This window comes from Spirosoma pulveris (assembly GCF_054781875.1).
The window spans coordinates 69,032-89,894 of sequence record NZ_BAAGTO010000005.1 but is presented as its reverse complement, the minus strand read 5'-3'; the positions used below and the strand labels follow the sequence as shown (position 1 = coordinate 89,894).

Annotated in this window: 15 protein-coding genes; 9 read left to right on the top strand and 6 right to left on the bottom strand. The window is 49.5% G+C overall.

Annotation, left to right across the window (positions count from 1 at the left end):
- The first annotated feature begins 136 nt into the window (after positions 1 to 136).
- From ACYVJM_RS18215 to ACYVJM_RS18175, 9 genes are all read left to right on the top strand, one after another.
- The gene (locus tag ACYVJM_RS18215; protein WP_461149963.1) at positions 137 to 3,262 is read left to right on the top strand and encodes a SusC/RagA family TonB-linked outer membrane protein; all 3,126 of its coding nucleotides are present in this window, start codon (positions 137 to 139) and stop codon (positions 3,260 to 3,262) included.
- An 88-nt stretch (positions 3,263 to 3,350) separates the two neighbouring features.
- Entirely contained in the window at positions 3,351 to 4,868 is a 1,518-nt protein-coding gene (locus tag ACYVJM_RS18210) for a RagB/SusD family nutrient uptake outer membrane protein (RefSeq protein ID WP_461149661.1), read from the top strand.
- Positions 4,869 to 5,128: 260 nt separating this feature from the next.
- Complete coding sequence (locus tag ACYVJM_RS18205; RefSeq protein WP_461149660.1) at positions 5,129 to 7,834, top strand: c-type cytochrome; 2,706 nt, start codon at positions 5,129 to 5,131, stop codon at positions 7,832 to 7,834.
- Positions 7,835 to 7,908: 74 nt separating this feature from the next.
- Positions 7,909 to 8,688 (top strand): 3-keto-disaccharide hydrolase, encoded by a 780-nt coding sequence (locus ACYVJM_RS18200; RefSeq protein WP_461149659.1) that lies wholly within the window; start codon positions 7,909 to 7,911, stop codon positions 8,686 to 8,688.
- Positions 8,689 to 8,801: 113 nt separating this feature from the next.
- Positions 8,802 to 9,863 carry an aldose 1-epimerase family protein gene (locus ACYVJM_RS18195; protein ID WP_461149658.1) on the top strand — a complete coding sequence of 354 codons (1,062 nt, stop codon included), beginning with the start codon at positions 8,802 to 8,804 and terminating at the stop codon, positions 9,861 to 9,863.
- Between the two features lie 21 nt (positions 9,864 to 9,884).
- Positions 9,885 to 11,108: a class I mannose-6-phosphate isomerase gene (locus ACYVJM_RS18190; RefSeq protein WP_461149657.1), complete on the top strand. Its 1,224-nt coding sequence runs from the start codon at positions 9,885 to 9,887 to the stop codon at positions 11,106 to 11,108.
- 151 nt (positions 11,109 to 11,259) lie between these two features.
- Complete coding sequence (locus tag ACYVJM_RS18185; RefSeq protein ID WP_461149656.1) at positions 11,260 to 12,288, top strand: sugar phosphate isomerase/epimerase family protein; 1,029 nt, start codon at positions 11,260 to 11,262, stop codon at positions 12,286 to 12,288.
- 85 nt (positions 12,289 to 12,373) lie between these two features.
- Positions 12,374 to 13,531, top strand: coding sequence for a Gfo/Idh/MocA family protein (locus ACYVJM_RS18180; RefSeq protein WP_461149655.1), 1,158 nt, complete (start codon positions 12,374 to 12,376; stop codon positions 13,529 to 13,531).
- 236 nt (positions 13,532 to 13,767) lie between these two features.
- Positions 13,768 to 16,560, top strand: a complete 2,793-nt coding sequence (locus tag ACYVJM_RS18175; RefSeq protein WP_461149654.1) for a M14 family metallopeptidase — start codon at positions 13,768 to 13,770, stop codon at positions 16,558 to 16,560.
- Between the two features lie 173 nt (positions 16,561 to 16,733).
- Here the strand turns inward: ACYVJM_RS18175 and ACYVJM_RS18170 are convergent, their stop codons facing one another.
- From ACYVJM_RS18170 to bcp, 6 genes are all read right to left on the bottom strand, one after another.
- Positions 16,734 to 17,186: a hypothetical protein gene (locus ACYVJM_RS18170; protein WP_461149653.1), complete on the bottom strand. Its 453-nt coding sequence runs from the start codon at positions 17,184 to 17,186 to the stop codon at positions 16,734 to 16,736.
- A 10-nt stretch (positions 17,187 to 17,196) separates the two neighbouring features.
- Positions 17,197 to 17,661 carry a hypothetical protein gene (locus ACYVJM_RS18165; protein WP_461149652.1) on the bottom strand — a complete coding sequence of 155 codons (465 nt, stop codon included), beginning with the start codon at positions 17,659 to 17,661 and terminating at the stop codon, positions 17,197 to 17,199.
- Positions 17,662 to 17,730: 69 nt separating this feature from the next.
- A complete protein-coding gene (locus ACYVJM_RS18160; RefSeq protein WP_461149651.1) occupies positions 17,731 to 18,303 on the bottom strand; it encodes an RNA polymerase sigma factor in 573 nt (190 codons plus the stop codon).
- A gap of 85 nt (positions 18,304 to 18,388) precedes the next feature.
- On the bottom strand, positions 18,389 to 19,342 hold the full coding sequence (locus tag ACYVJM_RS18155; protein ID WP_461149650.1) for a transketolase family protein: 954 nt from the start codon (positions 19,340 to 19,342) through the stop codon (positions 18,389 to 18,391).
- Between the two features lie 139 nt (positions 19,343 to 19,481).
- A complete protein-coding gene (locus ACYVJM_RS18150) occupies positions 19,482 to 20,339 on the bottom strand; it encodes a transketolase (RefSeq protein WP_461149649.1) in 858 nt (285 codons plus the stop codon).
- A 57-nt stretch (positions 20,340 to 20,396) separates the two neighbouring features.
- Positions 20,397 to 20,846 carry a thioredoxin-dependent thiol peroxidase gene (bcp, locus tag ACYVJM_RS18145; RefSeq protein WP_461149648.1) on the bottom strand — a complete coding sequence of 150 codons (450 nt, stop codon included), beginning with the start codon at positions 20,844 to 20,846 and terminating at the stop codon, positions 20,397 to 20,399.
- Positions 20,847 to 20,863 lie beyond the last annotated feature (17 nt).

Sequence of the window (20,863 nt, the reverse complement as noted above, 5' to 3'; positions counted from 1 at the left end):
AATTGACTTTTTTTAAAATAGAGTCACCTTAAAAATCCTAATCTTTACTCAAAAAACCATGAAGAGATTCTATTTATCGATGGCTATAGCCATGGTGGTTGCAGAGCCGATAACAAGCTTGGCAAAACAGCCTGGTATGAGCCCTGCCAAAGAGCGGATGTCGGCCAATACCTTATTCGCTCTTAACGTCCCGGCACGTCTGGGAGAGGTGTCAACAGATATCACCGTGACGGGTAAAGTTACCGACGAAAAAGGTGACGGATTACCAGGTGTAAGCGTTGTGGTTAAGGGGTCCAATCAGGGAGCCACTACCGATGGCGCGGGTAGTTTCCGAATTGCGGTACCCAATGCCAACTCGACACTGGTTTTTAGCTTCGTTGGGTATGCAAAGAAGGAAGTAGTAGTTGGTAGCCAAACATCCCTGACAGTGGCTCTCTCACCCGATGATCAAACACTAAATGAGGTTGTAGTTGTCGGCTATGGTAGTCAGTTAAAGAAGGAGATTACCGGTGCCGTTCAAACGGTAAGTGCTGCAGAAATCAAAGATTTGCCCGTATCGCAGATCGGCCAAAAACTCCAGGGCCGACTGGCGGGGGTGCAAATTAACCAGGCTACTGGTAAGCCGGGCCAGGGTATCAGTATCCGTATTCGCGGTCAGGTGTCGGTTTCAGCCGGTAGCGACCCGCTTTATGTCATTGATGGTTTCCCGATAACAGGAAATATTGCCCAGCTTAACCCTGATGAGATTGAAGATCTTTCGGTTTTGAAAGATGCTGCCTCAACATCGCTTTACGGTTCCCGGGCCGCCAACGGAGTTGTCCTGATTACTACTAAAAAAGGAAAGCCCGGTCAGACGAACATTAGCTTCAGTACGTTTGCGGGTATACAGCAGGTTCCCATGCGCGGTCGGGTGAAAATGCTGGACGCGGTTCAGTTTGCTCAGTTCAAAAAGGAGTACTACGAAGACCAGGGACAGGCTGTGCCCGTCGAGTTTCAGAATCCGTCGCAGTACGAAGGCAAAAACAACGACTGGTACAATGCTTTGCTGCGGCAGGCTCCTCTCCAGAGTTATAACCTGAGTATTTCCAATAATACGGGTAAGGCCAATACATCGTTGGTTGCCGGTATTTTCAATCAGGATGGGGTTGTACTCAATAACAAATACAAACGGTATTCGCTGCGCCTGAACTCCAACTACAATCTCTCTGATCGGGTAACGGTTGGCTTTAACGTAGCCCCTTCGTACGTGTACGACAACACACCCCGTACAGATGGCGACCGGGGAACCGGAATTCTGTTTAACGCCCTGCACACCTGGCCGGTTATGCCTATTTATGATGCCAGTGGCCAACTAACTAAGTTCAACACCTTTCCGGGTAGTACAGGTAATATTTTCCAGTATCCTAACTGGGTGCGGGCCGCAAATGAGTTGGTTAACGAAACCAAGAACACTAACCTGCTGGCGAATGCCTATGTGCAATATCGGCCAATTACCGGGTTGACGTTACGGTCGACGATGAACGTCGAGTACCAAAACTCTAAATTCTTCTTCTTTAACCCATCGACGGCTACGAGTGCCATCAACGTACCGATTCCGACAACGGCCGTTTCTATTCGGCAGGGACTGGAAAACACATCCTGGCTGAACGAAAACCTGGCAACGTATACCCGTAGCTTTAATGACCATAACTTTGAGTTGCTGGCTGGTTTCACCAATCAGTGGTATCGGCAGGAGTTCAACCGCATTCAGGCTGATACCTATGCCGATGACCGGCTGCCTACCATTCAGGGAGCGCTCAACATTAACCGGGGTGGTACAAACAACGGGATCAACCAATGGGCATTGACCTCTTATCTGTCTCGTTTAACGTACAACTACAAAGGGAAATACCTGTTTACCGCAGCTGTACGGACAGATGGTTCATCCCGATTTGGGGCCAACAACCAGTTTGGTACGTTCCCATCGGCTTCGGTGGGCTGGGTACTTTCGGACGAAAACTTCATGAAAACAGTTATGCCGGTTTCGTTTGCTAAAATACGGGCCAGCTACGGCGTAATTGGGAATAACAACATTGGTAACTACACCTCGTATGCGCTGGTCAACAACACCACAAACGCCGTATTTGGTAGCACGGTGGCTACGGGAGCTGTCGTAACGTCGCTGGCTAACCCAAATTTAGGTTGGGAAACGACCAAGCAGTTTGATATAGGTCTTGATCTGGGTTTGTTAAATGACCGTATCCAGTTTATCTATGATTTCTACACGAAGCGGACGACAAATCTGCTTTACGCGGTACAAATTCCGCAGGAGTCGGGCTTCACAAACTTTAACGATAACATTGGTGAGATTAAGTTCTGGGGCCATGAGTTCTCGCTGACAACCAAGAACACGACGGGCCGACTCAAGTGGAATACCAACGCGAACATCTCGTTCAACCGCAACCTGGTTGTGGCCCTGGCTCCGGGTATTGACCGGGTGTATGGTTCGTTCCACATCACGCAGGTTGGCAAGCCCTTTGGCCAGTTTTATGGTTTGATCAAAGAAGGGTATTACCAAAACGCTGAAGAACTCAGAACTTCGCCGATTATTCCGGGCCGTTCCGCCATTGGTACCATCAAAATGAAAGATGTGAACGGCGATGGTGTGATCACCTACGGTGGTGATGCCGATGACCGTACCATAATTGGTAACCCCTTTCCGAAATTCACCTACGGTATCACAAACGACCTGAAGTACGGCAACTTCGACTTCTCGGTTACGGGTTCGGGCTCCTATGGCAATCAGTTGTGGGTTCGCCACTTGTACAGCACCGCCAACCTGGACGCCGTGTTTAACATGGTTGAGGGCGTAAAAGATCGTTTCCGCGTTCAAAACGTCGTAACGAATGGTGTTGGCGTTGCCACTAAAGTAATAACTCCGGGAGCTGGCCAGTTTGGTGCAACTAACAACGGGGGGAACTTCACGGGTATTGAGCGCGACTGGAATAGTACGCAATTCCTGGCTGATGCGTCGTTTTTCACCATCAAAAACATAACCCTGGGTTACAATATAGGCGCTGTGAATAAGCTCTTCAAGTCGGCACGGATTTACGCATCGGCCCAGCAGGTTTACATATTCACGAAGTACTGGGGTGGTCCAAACCCGGAAACCAGCGGCAACGGATCCGGCGATGGTGATGGCGGTAACCTGAGCCAGGGCGTCGACTTCTCGAACTATCCGGTTCCACGTACTTACACACTTGGCGTTAACCTGAACTTTTAATTCATCGTCATAGAATCGTTAGTGGTTGTCAACTATCGTCCGACAATCCAGGAACTATCAAATGACCTATAAACTCATTTCGAACTATATGACACGTAAATTCATAGCGACCGGGCTTTTAGCAATTGCTTTAACCGGTTGCAGCAAAGATTTCCTGACTGTAACGCCTGAAACAGCGTTGAGCTCGGCAACATTTTTCAAGACTGAAGCCGACTTTCAGCAGGCTGTTAATGGCGCTTATGTTCCTCTTCGGCAGATGTTTAACGAGCGGGCCTGGGTGTTGGAGGAGATGCACTCCGACAATACGTATTATGCCCGTAACACGCTCTACGGAGCGGTTGACCCAACCGAAAACGTAGCTGATTTTGCTGTTCCAACGGCCAACGGAGTTACCGCCAATGATAACGTACTGGTACAGTACCGGTTAAATTACGTGATCATTGCCCGGGCCAATCAGATCTTGTCGCTTATCGACGGCAATGGCGTAACGTTCAGTTCAGAGGCCTTAAAGAACAATCTGAAAGGACAGGCCCTGTTCCTGAGAGCTTTCGCCTACTTTGATCTGGTACGCCTGTTTGGTAAAGTGCCACTGCATCTGGTGCCGGTTGCCGGCCGGGAAGATGCCGCTTTACCGCTGGCCACAACGGATGCTATCTACGCACAGATAGAAAAGGATGCTTTAGCGGCCAGCACGGCCTTACCGAATAAAACTGCTCAGCCAGATGGGCGGGCTACGTCGGGAGCGGCTAAAGTTCTGCTGGCGAATCTCTACATCACGCAGAAGAAATGGGCGCAGGCCGAAACGCTCCTGAAATCAGTAGTCGCTAATGACGGCTATGTTTTGATGCCTGATTATAACGATGCTTTTTCGTATACCAGCACGAATAAGAATAATAAAGAGTCTGTATTCGAAATTCAGTACATGGAAGGTTCGGCCGGGTATAATGGTAACCAGATTTACCGCTTTATACCCTCGCCCATAACAGCAGCTGAGATTCTTCCGCTTACGGGCACATCGAATGCTCAGCCTACGTCTCAGGAGAGTAATAACATTCCGACACCAGATCTGATTGCTGCCTATGAGCCAGGTGATAAGCGGAAAGATATTTCGATCGGGTACGTTACGTTGAGTGGTAGCCTACGCGCCGACAAAACATACCCCTACATCAAAAAATATGCCCGTCCTCATTCGCAGCATAACAATACCGGTCAGAACTGGCCCGTCTATCGCTACGCCGAAGTGCTGTTATTTTTGGCAGAATCGCTAAACGAGCAGGGCAAAACGGGCGAGGCCGCTCCCTACATCAACCAGGTACGTGCCCGTGCGGGTTTGGCGGCTACGACGGCATCGTCCCAGACGGATATGCGGGAGGCAATCTTTAAAGAACGGCGTGTTGAACTGGCTTTTGAAAACAAACGCTGGTTCGATCTGACCCGTACGGGCCGAGTGAAAGAGATTATTGGCGCCTACGGAGCGAAGGTAAAGGCTAATCCGGCAGCGTACTATTTCCCGGCCGGAGCAGTTCCACCACCGAATGCATTCACGGTTCTGGATGATTACTACGGCCTGCCTGCGGTTGAAGCGGCTTTGACTCCGAATTTCTAACAATAGACTGGTCAGCTGGCTTCTTAACCCGCTGGCTGACCAGATACCTTCTTGCTTTGAATACCAAGGTTGGTGATTCTGATTACCTAGAAGCAGAATCGGTTTCGGCTCTGCTTCTTTTCTTTCTGTCTGCCTGGTAAAGGCGGTATATCACCATAAACCGATGCTTTATAAATAGTACCAGGTTGGTTGTTCATACCACCTAAAAAGCTGAATAGTAAGCCTGCAAAGGTATTGATGTCAACTTACTCAATAGAAATATGTTCTTCACGTACAAATCATCCAGGTTACTGCTATTTGTTTCGGCCATTGCGCTGGTCGGAACATCTTGGGTTAACATGAGCGGAGTAACGTCCGATGCAACCAAAGCAGACAACCCCAGACTCGACAAGCTGAAGCTACAGCCCGGTTTTAAAGCCGAGCATTTGTATAGCCCCTCCGACAACAAGCAAGGTTCGTGGGTGGCTATGACCTTCGACGATAAAGGCCGGATGATCACATCCGATCAATATGGTTTTTTGTACCGGCTCGAAATTCCACCCGTTGGTTCGGGCAATCAGCAACCTAAGGTTGAGAAGCTGAAAGTGGGTATTGTTCAGCCCGGCGACACAACGGTAGGCATGGGTTATGCACAGGGCTTGCTGTATGCCTTCAACAGCCTCTATGTGATGGTGAATAACCGGGTAAACAAAAATTTCAACAAACCGACGGGGTTATATCGCCTTCAGGACACCAACGGCGACGATCAATTTGAGACAATTACCCTGCTGAAAGAGCTGAAAGGGCAGGAGGGTGAACATGGCCCGCATAGCATGAAACTCTCTCCGGATGGTAAGTCTATCTACCTTGTTGCCGGTAACCACGTTGATGTGCCGCAAATGGATGCTTATCGGTTGCCATCGAACTGGAAAGAGGATAATCTGTTTCCGCAAATAAAAGACCCACGTGGGCATGCCAACGACCGTATGGCGCCTGGTGGCTGGGTAGCCAATATTGATCCCGAAGGAAAGCGATGGGAATTGATAGGGGCCGGTTTCCGAAATACATTTGATATTGCCTTCAACGAAGCCGGTGATATGTTTGGCTATGACTCCGATATGGAGTGGGACTTTGGTCTGCCCTGGTATCGCCCAACCCGGATTTGCCATATTACCAGTGGAGCTGAATTTGGCTGGCGTACCGGAAATGGCAAGTGGCTTCCCGGAAATCCGGACAATCTGCCGCCTGTTCTGAATATTGGCCAAGGATCGCCAACGAACCTGATGTATGGCGATAAGGCACGTTTCCCCGAGCGGTACCGCCAGTCGTTATTTGCTTTTGACTGGAGCTTTGGTATTATCTACTCGATTCACCTCAAGCCTAAAGGTGCCACCTACGAAGGGGAGCGGGAAGAGTTTATTTCAGGATCGCCCCTGCCACTGACCGATGGTATGTTTGGTCCTGATGGCGCTATGTATTTTCTGACGGGTGGCCGCCGGCTGGAGTCGGACTTATACCGGGTTACGTATACCGGTACCGAGTCGGTAACGCCGGTTGCCAAAGCACCTGTTATCACCAAAGAACATCAGATAAGAACCCAGATGGAGCAGTACCATCATGGGGCAAATCCAGCAGCTATTGCGGCTGCCTGGCCTAACCTGAATCACCCGGATCGCTTTGTTCGGTATGCCGCCCGGATTGCCGTTGAACATCAGCCCGTTGCCCAATGGCAGGAGCGCGTATTTACCGAAACTGATCCGCAACGTTTAACGCAGGCAGCTGTAGCGCTGGCCCGTCAGGGAGATGCTACCCAAAAGAGTAAGCTGTATAACGCATTGGTTAAAATTAACTATAACCAATTGTCGGAGTCACAGCAATTTGATCTGAGCCGTGCTTTTGAATTGACTATGTTGCGGATGGGTATGCCGGAAGGAGCCGACCGCGATAAAGTGATTGCTTACCTGAATCCGCACTATCCGGCCAAGACCGCTCTGATGAACCGCGGACTCAGTCGTGTTCTGATTTCGCTCGAAGCACCGGGTGTGGTTAATAAAACACTGGCGCTGATGGATGTAAAAGACGAGCCAGGTAGCAAAGATCTGGGTCTCGAAACGGCCACCGCTTCGTCTGATCTTATCCTGCGCAATCCACAGTATGGACTGGATATCGCGAAGATGCTGGAAAAAGTGCCGCCCTTACAGCAAACGTTCTATGCTGTCATGTTAAGTCGGGCCGATGCAGGCTGGACACCAGAACTGCGGAACAAATATTTTACCTGGTTTGGCAATGCATTCAAATATCAGGGTGGCCGCAGCTATGTAGGATTCATTGACAGGGCTCGTAAACTGGCCTTAAATCATGTGCCGAAAGAAGAGTTCGAGAAGTTTAATAAACTGTCGGGTGCTGATCTGCTGACGGCAAATGGCAACGACTTCGTCACAGACTACGCGCCAAAAGGTCCGGGTCGGCGTTGGGAGCTGGATAAGGCGGTAGCGGTTATTGACAGTGGATTGGCCGGTCGCAGCTTTGATACAGGCAAGAAAATATACTCCGCCATTCTATGTAGCCGCTGCCACTCGATGGGTGGGCAAGGTGGAGATATCGGTCCCGACCTGACCCAGCTTGGTACCCGTTTCTCGAACAAGGATATTCTGGAGGCTATCATTCACCCGGATAAAGCCATTTCCGATCAGTATGTATCCAGCATTTTCACGCTCAAAAACGGGCAGTCTGTACTGGGGCGTCTGGTTAATGAAGACAAGACAAGCTACTCGATTTCGCAAAATCCCTTCGCACCCGACGAACTTCGGAAGGTGGCCAAGAAAGATGTGGTTTCGAAGAAAAATTCGACTGTTTCCATCATGCTGCCAGGGCTTATTAATAGCCTCAATTCAAGCGAACTCAAAGATCTGGTCGCTTACCTGAAATCAGGCGGTAATCAGGATAACGAGGTGTACAAAGCAGCAGCCGGAACAAAAGGTAAATAAGTATAAAGCGTCGTGATCGTCGGATTTCCATCAGACAGTCACGACGCTTTACAAATTCTAACGATTCGATTGAGATGATCAAATACGTAAAGCTCAACTTTATCCAGCTTGGTTTGGCGATGGCCATCATTGCGGTGGGCAGCATCAATACATCCTGTGTGGCACAGAAAAAGAAGAATGGCTTCGTTAAAATATTTGATGGAAAGTCGCTCAAAGGCTGGGATGGCGACCCAACCTATTGGCGTGTAGAGAATGGGAATCTGGTTGGAGAGATTACCCCGGCAACATTGCTCAAAACCAACAACTTCATCATCTGGCGCGGTGGCGAACCCGGCGATTTTGAGTTCACTGGTGAGTTCAACATTACCGAAGCAGGAAACTCCGGCATTAACTACCGTAGTGAACAACTGACCGACGTACCCTTTGCCTTACGGGGCTATCAGGCAGATATCGATGGACAAAATCGGTATACGGGTCAGAATTACGAGGAACGGAAACGGACAACACTCGCCTACCGTGGACAAAAAACAACCATACCCCCCTATACCGGCGAGGCAACACCAGAGGCCGTACGGGCCAATGTAAAGCGAAATGCCTGGGGTGGATTGACCGTGACCGGATCGCTGGGTAGCTCCGATTCGCTTAAGACGTTTATTAAAAGTGAGGATTGGAATACCTTTCGGCTTGTCATAAAAGGCAACCGGCTGCAGCATTATATCAACGATATCCTGATGAGCGATGTCACGGACGAAGATACCGTTAACGGCAAAGCAAAAGGTCTACTGGGCGTTCAGGTACACGTTGGCCCGCCCATGAAGGTTCAATATCGGAATTTGATGCTGAAGCAATTGTAAGATTCTTTAATGGATAATGTTAAATGAGTAAAGGATAACGTGTCCAATGGGATAGATTCCGTTTCATTATTCATTTTACATCATCCATTCTACATTATTCATTTACTACTACCTTGACTCAACAATCCTGGACAGACAAAGTATCCAACCCAGCCCAAATCGGCGGTATCGAAACATCCATTCTCGACAATGGAACCGGCCGGGGTACCCGTATTGCGTGGATAAACACTGGCACCGGCTTACGCTATAAAGTCGTCATTGACCGGGCAATGGATATTGCCGATGCTTTCTTCAATCAGCACAGCTTAGCCTGGCTTAGCCACACGGGTATAACGCCCCCCCAGCCATTTTCCGATAAAGGGGCAGACTGGCTCCGCACGTTTGGCGGTGGTTTGCTCACTACCTGCGGCCTTTCGCACGTTGGAGGCCCCGAACAGGATGCTTTTGGTGAGCGTGGCCTCCATGGACAAATAAGCAACAGCCCCGCCGAAATTGAGTCCATTATCCAGCCCGATCCGCTTAGGGGGCAATTAGAGATGAGTATTACCGGTCGAATCAGGGAAACGAAAATCTTTGGTCCCAGTCTGGAGTTGCGCCGGACTATTTCCGGAACGCTCGGGCAGCCTTTCATCCGAATCCATGACGAAGTCATCAACCGGGCCAATACACCGGCTCCACACATGCTGCTTTACCATTTTAATTTCGGATGGCCATTGGTCGATGAAGGAACCGATATAATTTGGAAAGGCAACTGGCAGGCGCGGGAAGGCGGAATCAATGCGGATATCTTCCACGAAGGCAACGACTTTCGCAAATGCCCGGCCCCTTTGGAGACACATAGCGGTACTGGCGAAGCGGTAGCTTCCATTGACAGTACGCCCGATGGCTCCGGACAATGTATCGCCGGTTTGCACAACGCTCAACTGGGCATGGCCGTAGCCTTACGGTTTAAGAAGGAGCAGTTGCCTTGGCTCATTAATTGGCAACACTGGGGAAAAGGTGAGTATGTCACAGGGCTGGAGCCCACTACCAATCCACTTATTGGGCAGGCGAAAGCGCGTGAACAAAACGAACTCATTTTCCTGAAACCGGGAGAAACGCGCTATTACGACCTTGAATTAGAAATTTTACATGAGAAAGTAACAATTGATGACTTTCTTGCCAAACAACTCTAGCTGACTATTAATACACCCTACATGGAAACGACGTCATCACTTAGTGTCATTGAAAAAGCATTAGAACAAGGGAAAGGCGTTTTGCGCCTGACCCCAACCTGGGTACCCAGATCATTCTGCGTTCCGGGCCGTCGAATTAAATTGCACCCGGACGACTATTATGTACTCGGTGGTGAGCGGGGCGGTATCGATGAGCGCTGGTTCTCGTCGACCACACCGGCCAAAAATGGCCCACTGACGGGCGAAAATGAAGGCTTAAGTCATGTTGTCTTTAACGACAACGGACAGGAGGTACAATTCCTGCTGAAAGATGCCGTGAGTGAACTGAAAGGCGAACTCATTGGCGATCGGTTATGGAATGAGTACGGTGCCTGGCCAATGTACTCCAAGTTCTTTGACAACATGGGTCCGCTGCCGCATCACCTCCACCACAATGATGAGCAGGCCGCTCTGATTGGTCAGTTGGGTAAGCCCGAAGCCTATTATTTCCCCCCGCAGGTCAACAACCATGGTGGCGATTTCCCCTACACCTTCTTTGGTATCGCGCCGGGAACATCGAAAGAACAGATAAAAGAGTGCCTGCAAAACTTTACCAAAGGCGATAACAAGATTACCAATTACTCCTCGGCCTACCGGCTGGAGCCGGGAACGGGTTGGGATGTGCCACCGGGATTGCTTCATGCGCCCGGCAGCATGTGTACCTACGAGCCGCAGAAAGCGTCGGACGTGTTCGCCATGTACCAGTCGCTTGTGAACGAGGCAATTATTCCGGAAGAACTACTTTGGAATGGTACCCCAAAAGACCGCATCGGCGACTACGACCAGTTGATGGAAGCCATCGACTGGGATTTGAATGTCGACCCACAAATGATGGCGAATCGATTCATGAAGCCGCTGCCCGTTCGGGATGTCGAGGAAATGAAGGCGCAAGGGTACAGTGAAGTGTGGGTTTGTTACAAATCCGACGCCTTTAGCGCCAAGGAACTTACTGTGCTGCCTGGCCAGACGGTCACGATAAAAGACAGTGCCGCTTACGGACTGATCATGATGCAGGGGCATGGTAAACTGAACGATTGGGACATCGAAACACCAACCATGATCCGGTATGGCCAACTGACGAACGATGAATTCTTCGTGAGCGAAAAAGCCGCTATGGAAGGCGTAACCATCATTAATGCCTCGTCGACCGATCCGATTGTCATGCTCAAGCACTTCGGTCCGGCAAATCCTGATTTAGTATTATAATGTATTATGTCTCAGTTGTAAAATAGTATGACACAGAGATTCTCAGAGAATAAAAAAATATACACAAAGATTCTTTTTATTTACTAAATAGGTCTCAGTGCATCGCCTTTTATCTCCGTGTATTACTGTGCAATAACTTTTTTTAAAAACCATGAACGAGAATAACTATCCTAAACTCCACAATGCCATGTGGCCGGGTGTCGTCGGAAAAGGCCCGGATTCAGAACCCGTCATTGGCTTCGATACGATGCTGGAACTGACAGCTGCGGCAGACGTTGATGGCGTGAAATTCGATGGCGTCGATCTGGCGCTGTTCGAGCACATTGACGTTAATATCTCAGATGACGAAATCAAAAAACTGGCTGATAAAGTCGGTGGCTACAACCTGAAAATCGGCTCTTTGGTGGCACCTATCTGGGGCGGACCGGCTATGGGAAGCAAGGAAGATCGGGCCAACTTTGTCGAGATGGTACGCAAATCCTGCCATATCGGTCAAAAACTGACCGAACTCGGTATTCGTCCAAGTGGCGTGGTTCGGATCGACTCGGCCAGCTCTCCCCACGACTGGGATGCTGATCCGGCCGGGAACTCTAAATTAATTGCCCAGACGTTCCGCGAAGCCTGCGACGTGGCCGCTGATTTTGGTGAGAAGCTGGCCGCCGAGGGTGAAATTTGCTGGGGCGGTATGCATAGCTGGAAAACCATGCTCGAAACACTGGAAGCTGTCGATCGGCCAAATATGGGTTTTCAGGCCGACATGGCACATACGCTGCTGTACACTATGGGCTACAACCGCGAACAGGACCGTATCTTGCCGCCCGACTTTGACTGGAGCGACCGGGCTGCCCTGGATGAAGCGCTTAAAACATTAACCAAAGCATTACGCCCCTGGACGATCGACTTTCACGTTGCTCAAAACGATGGGACCGTCTTTGGATCAGGCTCGCATGATAAGACCGGTCGCCACTGCCAGGCGCTGGACCCCAATGGAAAACTGGACGTCGTTCATGATGCGGGCTACTGGCTGCGCGATGAAAATGGGGTGCTTACCAAAGCTTTTAAACACATCTGCTGGGATGGCTGCATGTTCCCCAACGCCGTCATGACCAATCAGCAGACCTGGAATGACATTCTGGCTACAATGATCAACGTACGTAAACAGCACGGCTGGTACGAGTAGAGACGCAAGGGATTGCGTCTCTTTGTTGGCAATTGTAGAATAAGACGCAACCCCTTGCGTCTCTACATAAATAACCACCTAAAATATGACACCCAAGAAAGAGATACGAATTGGATTAATTGGTACCGGCTTAATGGGCCGTACACACTCAAATGGTTATAAACGCATTGGCGACTTCTTTCCCGAACTGGAATACCGCCCGGTACTGAAAGTGGTTTGTTCGCGGAATGCCGAAAACGTACAGAAATTCGCCGATCAGTGGGGGTACGAATCAATAGAAACCGATTGGCGGGCTGTGATCGCTCGGGATGATGTTGATGCCATTGACATCTGTACGCCAAACGATTCACACGCTGAAATTGCCATTGCTGCCGCCGAAGCGGGTAAAATGATCCTATGCGAAAAACCCCTTGCCCGCACTGTGGCCGAAGCCCAAAAGATGGTCGACGCTGTGGAGAAGGCAGGTGTTAAGAATACCGTTTGGTATAACTACCGTCGGGTTCCCGCTGTTACCCTGGCCAAGCAGATCGTTGATTCGGGGAAACTCGGCAAGATCTTCCACTACCGGGCTAACTTCTTACAGGACTGGACTATCAGTGCTGATCTGCCGCAAGGTGGCGCAGCGCTCTGGCGGCTTGATTCGGACGCGGCAGGATCTGGTGTAACAGGTGACTTGCTTGCGCACTGTATCGACACCGCCATGTGGATCAATGGCGCCATTACCGACGTATCGGCCGTTACGGAAACATTCATTAAAGAGCGCGTTCACCAGTTGACAGGGCAGGTACAGAAAGTGGGTATCGACGATGCCTGTATCTTTCACTGCCACTTCGAAAATGGCTCGCTTGGCCTGTTTGAAGCGACCCGCTACGCTCGTGGACATAAGGCACTGTACACGCTTGAAATTAATGGTGAACATGCATCTATTCGATGGGATCTGCATGATATGAACCGCCTGGAGTATTTTGATCATGCTGATGATTCGGTTGTTCGGGGCTGGCGTTCCATTCTGGTAACAGATAGCGATCAACCTTACATGAAACGGTGGTGGATTCCCGGCACCATCATTGGCTACGAACATACGTTTGTACACCAGGCGGCTGATTTCTTTAAAAGCCTGGAAACGGATGAGCCCTGCGCACCAACGTTTCAGGATGCAATGGAAACCCAGAAAGTATGCGAAGCCGTTATAGAATCGGCAACATCAAGAAGCTGGAAAGAAACGGGAGCTAAAAATATATAGTACTCGTTGACGCCAACTATAGAAGTGGACACCTCAGGTGTCCACTTTTTTTATAACTGTCATCCATCAAAACTATAAGGATAACCCAATTTACTTTTGCATCTTGATGAGAAATCAGTATAAACACAGGTATAAATATGAAATAATTATCAATGGTTTGGCATACAAGATGGAAGTCTGTAATGAAAAGTTCCTAATTTGTGCCTGATTACGTCGACAATCTACCCTATAGTCTAATGATTCAAAAAATTCTCCTTTCGTTTATGCTTGCCCTGTCGCTGGGTGTTTTAGCGGTTCAGGCGCAGACAATTCCTACCCCTAAAGAGCACTTTGGCTTCAACATTGGTGATGACTATCACTTGGCCACCTACACGCAAACCGAAGCTTATTTTAAGAAGCTTGCAGCATCCGATCGGACCAAATTGACTGATATTGGTCTGACGGAAGAAGGTCGTCATCAGTTTATGATGATCGTTTCTTCGCCCGAAAATCTGAAGAAGCTCGATACCTACAAAAGTATTTCGCAACGGCTCGCCCGTGCTGAAGGCATCAGTGAAGAACAGGCTCGTGCGCTTTCAGCCGAAGGTAAAGCCATTGTCTGGATTGATGGCGGGTTGCATGCTACCGAAACGGTTGGTACGCACCAGCTTATTGAAACAGCCTATCAACTGGTGAGTCGTAAAGACCCCGAAACGCTCAAGATTCTTGACAATGTTGTCATCCTGATGACCCACGCCAATCCGGATGGGCAGGAGATCGTATCAAACTGGTACATGCGCAATCCAACTCCCGAAAAGCGGTCGCTGGACAACTTACCGCGTTTGTATCAGAAATACGTTGGCCACGATAACAATCGCGATTTCTTCATCATGAACATGAAAGAGTCGCAGAATATCGGTCGCCAGTTATTTGTCGAGTGGATGCCGCAAATCATGTACAACCACCACCAGCGCGGGCCTGCTGGCTCGGTATTGGCCGGACCTCCGTATCGTGACCCTTTTAACTATGTATTTGATCCGCTCATGATTACCGGCATCGACGCATTGGGTGCGGCCATGATCAACCGGCTGAACGCCGAGAACAAGCCGGGTTTTACTCGATTAGGCGGTTCTGTTTTCTCGACCTGGTACAATGGAGGCCTTCGCACGACTACGCACTTTCACAACATGATTGGCTTACTTACCGAAATTATCGGTAATCCAACGCCCGAAGATGTCCCGCTCGTACCAAACCGTTTGATTCCGAATGGAAATACGCCGTTCCCGGTTACACCGCAGAAATGGCATTTTAAACAATCGATTGATTATTCCGTTTCGCTGAATTACGCGACGCTGAATTATGCCGCCCGTCATGCCGACGAGTTATTGTACAACATCTACCGGATGGGGAAAAACTCCATTGAACGCGGAAGTAAAGATTACTGGACTTTATCACCCAAGCGGATTGATGCCATTACGCAGGCCTACCAGGCCGACCAGAAGAAAAGTTCGGCAGGGTCTACGGCAGGTCCGGATCAGTACGGCCTGTTGCCCCGTGGTGGCGGTATGCCTGTTAAATACTTCGACACGATCATGAAGGCCCCTGTACTGCGTGACCCGCGCGGATTTATCATCACGGCCAATCAGCCCGATTTTCCGACGGCGGTTAAGTTTGTCAATGCACTCATAAAAACGGGTATTCAAATTCAGGTGGCTACCGCCGATTTCTCCGTGGCGGGTAAAAAGTACCCGGCGGGTTCATACATTGTCAAGACCGACCAGGCGTTCCGGCCGCACGTAATTGACATGTTTGAACCACAGGATCACCCCAACGATTTTCAATACCCAGGTGGCCCTCCGGTACGTCCTTACGATGCCGCTGGCTGGACACTGGCTTTCCAGATGGGCGTTCAGTTTGATCGGGTGCTGGATGGATTTGACGGACCATTTAAAAGACTGCCTTATGGCGAACTTCAGTCACCTAAAGGACATGTGTCTGGTTCTGCTGTAGCGGGCTACGTGCTTGGCGCGCGGGCTAACAGCTCATTCATTGCGGTTAATGACCTGCTTAAATCAGGGATAGACGTGTATCGGTTACCAAATGGAACCGGTGATAAATCGGGCATTGACGCCGGTTCGTTTTTTGTTCCGGCATCGGCTAAAGCGAAGTCATTGCTGGATAAATCCGTTAATGATCTCGGAATCGATGTAACAGGCCTGGCTAAAAAGCCAACTGCGTCAATGATTAAAGTCGCGCCAATGCGTATTGCTTTGTGGGATACTTACGGAGGGTCAATGCCTTCCGGTTGGGTACGTTGGTTGATGGAGCAATACCATTTTCCGATGCAGTTGATCTATGCCCAGGATATTGATGCCGGCGATCTGAAAAAGAAATACGATGTGATCGTCTTCGTTACCCGCGCTATTCCCGGTCTTGGAAATGCCGCAGGTGCTCGGGGTGAGGGAGAGTTTACTACCAGAGAACCCAAAGCCGAAGAACTGCCGAGTGAGTATCGTCCGTGGCTGGGAAAAATCACGGCTGATAAGTCAATTCCACAGTTGAAGAAGTTTATGGAAGCCGGTGGCAACGTGATCACTATCGGCTCCAGTACGAACCTGGCTTATCACCTTGGTCTCCCCGTGAAAAATGCACTTGTCGAGATGACGGCCAGCGGACAGGAGCGGCCTCTTGCGGCTGAGAAATATTATATTCCGGGCAGCATTCTGCAAATCGATCTGGACTCGACCCAGCAGGCTACCTGGGGAATGCCCACAAAAACGGATGTGTATTTCGATGCCAGCCCGGTATTTAAGATAGCGCCGGATGCCATTGCCAAAGGTGAAGTAAAACCGCTGGCCTGGTTTTCAACAGCAAAGCCTTTGCGTAGTGGCTGGGCGTGGGGACAATCCTATTTGCAGGATGGCGTTGCTGCATTTATGGCACCTGTCGGGTCTGGTAAACTACTTGCCTTCGGGCCGGAAATTACCTTCCGCGCGCAAGCTCAGGGAACGTTTAAGTTGCTCTTCAACCAGCTTTATGCGCTGAAGTAAATTTTGATTTTTGTCATCCTGACGCCAGGAAGGGGCTTCGGTAAGCAAGAAAACCCAGACTCGACCGAAGCTCCTTCCTGGTAATAAGATAACAAAAACCGAACTTAGTTCTAGACGCACGAAAAAGCCTGACAGTAATGCTGTCAGGCTTTTTCGTGCGTCTAGGCTTTATGTTAATTTGAGTTATTCAGCTTATTCAGAAGCATTTTATTGAACATCTGCTCTGTATTATACAATTCTTTTAGCTGAGCCGGGCTAATTACTTTCAGAAAACGACTCATGTATTCCTGATCAAGATCGGCCAGTTTTTGTTTAGTAGCGTTAACTTCCCGCAACCCGTCGACTAGTTGATTATCATTCACGTTACTGCGTGACGGTTCATTGTTCAACTGCCTGATTCGCCGGTTTAATTCCTGCTTCCTCGCGTTGTATTCATTGTATACTGCCCAAAACTGGGGAGCCTGATCGGTGGTCAGGTTAAGGCGATTGGTAATCAATCCAATCTTTGCCGATTCAATTTTCTGGCGTCCGTTGAGATCGTTCTGTGCGTAAACGAGTTGAGTCGTCATCGTCAGGGCAATCATCCAGCCAATCCATGCGTGTTTCATCGCGGTAAAGTTAACCATGCTAAATAAATCAGGAGCCGATAGTCGGATTGTCTGACAAGTACTCGTCCTTAATATGCTGCTGAATGTCGGTAGGTAGTACGTTCAGGTACTGAATCGCCGTGGTGTCCGTTCCCAGTGATGAGTGAAGCTGCTGGGTATCGGCCAGTTCATCGGCATTGACACCCTGCTCATCAAGATAAGCACTAATAACCTCATTACTTACGCCGGCCAGTGCTTCATTGGGTAACGACTCCTGTCGCTGCGGAATTGTTTGCCAAACGAGCAGCGCAATCAAGCTGGCGCCTACCAGCGATGCTGCTGTGCGTTGCCAAGACCAGCTGATACTGAAGGCTGGTTTAGCTTTATGTTGAACACGCGCCTGTACCCGAGAGGGCAGCGTATCGAAATAGCCATCCGGTGCCGCAAACGGAAGTTGCCGCATCGGGTGTTCGGGTGGTAGTTCGTCGAGCCTAAAGTTTCTATCCTCGTTCATGGTAAGTGGTGTGTGTATCACACAATTCTTTCTCAGTTCAGGTATTGGACACTGCCCAACGGCGGTGGTTTAATCAACTGTATCCGTTTTCGTTATAAAATCCTCAATTTTTTTAACCGCCAGGTGATAGGATGCTTTTAGCGCTCCTACCGATGTTCCTGTGATCTCTGCAATCTCTTCGTACTTCATGTCGTCGAAGTACTTCATGTTGAAGACGAGCCGCTGTTTGTCCGGAAGTTTTAGGAGCGCCTTCTGAAGCTTCATTTGGACCTCTTCACCGCTCGGCTCACTGCCCGACGTAACATAGGCGGAGTTGCTTTCCAGTTTTTCCATCAACTCGCCTTCTACGTCGCCAATGGGTAAGAAAAACCGTCGGCGTTTTTTGTTCAGAAAGTTAAGGCATTCGTTGGTTGCAATGCGGTATACCCAAGTATATAACTGACTATCACCCCGAAACTGTTCCAGGCTGTTCCAGACTTTTATAAACGTTTCCTGCACTAAATCATCGGCATCGTCGTGGTCAATGACCATTTTGCGGATGTGCCAATAGATTTTCTGCTGATACTTGCGTACCAGCAGATTAAAGGCGTAGTTCCGGCTCGACGGGTCGCGGTATTTAGCGAGGATTTCTTCGTCAGTCATTCTTTGTTTAGTAGTTGGGAGTTAGTAGCGAGGAGTGAGAATAGCGTTTTACCTCCTCGCTCCTCGCTACTAACTCCCAACTACTTTATTTTCTGGCTATTGCTTTCTTCACCTGCTCAACAATTTTGTCGGCGGTGAGTCCATATTTTTGCATCAACTGGTCGGGGGTTGCGCTTTCTCCGAAGGTATCGTGGACACCAACATACTCAAGCGGGGCGGGGTAGTTACGGGCCAGAACCTGGGCTACGCTATCCCCTAATCCACCGTTAATCATGTGCTCTTCAGCTGATACCGCACAACCCGTTTTCTTGACCGAAGCCAAAATAGCCTCTTCATCTAACGGTTTAATCGTGTGAATGTTGATAATATCGGCTTCAATACCTTCTTCGGCCAGGATTTCCCCAGCTTTAATGGCTTCCCAAACGAGGTGGCCTGTGCAGAAGATAGAGACATCTTTACCTTCGTTAACGGTCCACGCTTTGCCAATCTCGAACTTCTGATCGGCTGGGGTAAATACCGGAATCACCGGCCGACCGAAGCGCAGATAAACTGGCCCAACATGTTCGGCAATGGCCAGCGTAGCGGCTTTGGTCTGGTTATAATCGCAGGGATTGATAACGGTCATGTTGGGCAGCATTTTCATCATGCCCAAATCTTCCAGAATCTGGTGCGTCGCGCCGTCTTCACCAAGCGTGAGGCCCGCGTGTGATGCGCATATTTTTACGTTCTTATTCGAATACGCCACCGACTGCCGAATCTGGTCATAAACCCGACCCGTAGCGAAGTTGGCGAAGGTAGTAGCAAAGGGGATATGGCCGCCAATGGTCAAGCCCGCCGACACACCAATCATGTTGGCTTCGGCAATCCCGCACTGAACGAACCGTTCTGGGTTTTCTTTGATGAACGTGTCCAGTTTCAGCGAACCGGCCAAATCGGCTGTTAGTGCAATAACGTTAGGGTTTGAGCGGCCTAATTCAGCAATCCCCGCGCCGAATCCCGAACGCGTATCTTTTTTCTCCGTGTATTCGTACTTTTTCATGTATTCGTTTGAGGTGGAGATGTACTTAGTACGTCTCTCGTCTGGATATGTATGGTGATGACCGGGATTTTCCTGGTCATTTACAGGTCATTAAAATAAGCGGGAGACGCAAGGGATTGCGTCCCTACAAGAATCGAGATCAATAATCAGTTACACCAGTAGACAAAGGCAGTCCGTTCAGAGCCTGCGTTAATTGATCCGCATTGGGAGCCGTACCGTGCCATTTGTAGTTACCCACCATGTACTCAACGCCAAAGCCCATCTCAGTATGCATCAGAATCATCGTTGGGACCTCAGGGTTCTCCTGCGCTTTCTTAAGGGTTCGAATAACATCTTCAATATCGTTCCCTTCCATCTCGTCGACAAACCAGCCGAACGCCCGGTATTTAGCCGCCAGATCGCGGTTGCTGTTTACGTTATCGGTAGTACCGTCAATCTGGGCGTGGTTAAGGTCGATGATGGCGGTCAGGTTGCCTAGTTTTTTGTTGGGGGCAAACTGAGCCGCTTCCCAAATCTGGCCTTCCTGCTGCTCGCCATCGCCCATCAGTACGTATACATGGCTAGTATCGCCATTGAGCTTTTTAGAGTAGGCAGCCCCGCTGGCTACCGATAAACCCTGGCCCAGTGAGCCTGAGGCAATGCGGACACCGGGCAGATGCTCGGCCGTAGTAGGGTGACCCTGCAACCGGCTGTCGAGCTTACGGAACGTAGCCAGTTCGCTAACCGGAAAATAACCCGCCCGTGCCAGCACTGAATAAAAAACTGGCGAAATGTGCCCGTTCGACAAAAAGAAAAGGTCTTCATCGCGACCGTCCATGTCAAAAACAGGCTTACCGTCGGCATCACGCTTCAGGTTCATTACATCAAAATATAGGGCAACCAAAAAATCAGTGCAGCCTAATGAGCCGCCGGGGTGGCCAGAGTTTACAGCTGCAACCATGCGGAGGATGTCGCGTCGGACGGCTACTGCCGTGCTTTTGAGTTGTTCGATTTCCATAGAGTAATGCGGGTGATTTCCCGTTTTTTAATCAAAAATGGCGGACGTTTGTCCGCGTTACTTTAAAATTTGATCTGCGTGGTTTTTGGTATCTATCTTATGAATAATATTCGTGATAATACCCTTCTCGTCAATTAAAAATGTCGTTCGGACTGTTCCCATGTATGTTCGGCCATACATGGATTTTTCTTTCCAAACGTCATAGGCTTCAGCCACTTTCGTGTCTGTATCGGCAACGAGTGTAAAAGGCAACTCGAACTTATTGATAAACTTCTGATGCGATTTTTGGTCATCAACACTTACTCCGATAATCTCGTAGCCAGCAGCTCGTAGATCGGCGTAATTGTCGCGCAGGCTGCACGCCTGAGCCGTACAGCCTGGGGTGTTATCTTTCGGGTAAAAGTACAGAACCACCCTCTTACCCCGGTAATCGGATAGTTTTACGGGCTGGCCGTTCTGGTCTGTGCTTGTAAATTCGGGGGCAAGATCGCCAATGGTTAAGCTCATGCTGGATTGCGAGATTT

What these genes read in the sequence shown, in the direction of transcription:
- ACYVJM_RS18215 (WP_461149963.1), top strand. Translation starts at nt 137, where the DNA reads ATGAGCCCTGCCAAAGAGCGGATGTCGGCCAATACCTTATTCGCTCTT.
- ACYVJM_RS18210 (WP_461149661.1), top strand. Translation starts at nt 3,351, where the DNA reads ATGACACGTAAATTCATAGCGACCGGGCTTTTAGCAATTGCTTTAACC.
- ACYVJM_RS18205 (WP_461149660.1), top strand. Translation starts at nt 5,129, where the DNA reads ATGTTCTTCACGTACAAATCATCCAGGTTACTGCTATTTGTTTCGGCC.
- ACYVJM_RS18200 (WP_461149659.1), top strand. Translation starts at nt 7,909, where the DNA reads ATGATCAAATACGTAAAGCTCAACTTTATCCAGCTTGGTTTGGCGATG.
- ACYVJM_RS18190 (WP_461149657.1), top strand. Translation starts at nt 9,885, where the DNA reads ATGGAAACGACGTCATCACTTAGTGTCATTGAAAAAGCATTAGAACAA.
- ACYVJM_RS18185 (WP_461149656.1), top strand. Translation starts at nt 11,260, where the DNA reads ATGAACGAGAATAACTATCCTAAACTCCACAATGCCATGTGGCCGGGT.
- ACYVJM_RS18180 (WP_461149655.1), top strand. Translation starts at nt 12,374, where the DNA reads ATGACACCCAAGAAAGAGATACGAATTGGATTAATTGGTACCGGCTTA.
- ACYVJM_RS18175 (WP_461149654.1), top strand. Translation starts at nt 13,768, where the DNA reads ATGATTCAAAAAATTCTCCTTTCGTTTATGCTTGCCCTGTCGCTGGGT.
- ACYVJM_RS18170 (WP_461149653.1), bottom strand. Translation starts at nt 17,186, where the DNA reads ATGGTTAACTTTACCGCGATGAAACACGCATGGATTGGCTGGATGATT.
- ACYVJM_RS18165 (WP_461149652.1), bottom strand. Translation starts at nt 17,661, where the DNA reads ATGAACGAGGATAGAAACTTTAGGCTCGACGAACTACCACCCGAACAC.
- ACYVJM_RS18160 (WP_461149651.1), bottom strand. Translation starts at nt 18,303, where the DNA reads ATGACTGACGAAGAAATCCTCGCTAAATACCGCGACCCGTCGAGCCGG.
- ACYVJM_RS18155 (WP_461149650.1), bottom strand. Translation starts at nt 19,342, where the DNA reads ATGAAAAAGTACGAATACACGGAGAAAAAAGATACGCGTTCGGGATTC.
- ACYVJM_RS18150 (WP_461149649.1), bottom strand. Translation starts at nt 20,339, where the DNA reads ATGGAAATCGAACAACTCAAAAGCACGGCAGTAGCCGTCCGACGCGAC.
- bcp (WP_461149648.1), bottom strand. Translation starts at nt 20,846, where the DNA reads ATGAGCTTAACCATTGGCGATCTTGCCCCCGAATTTACAAGCACAGAC.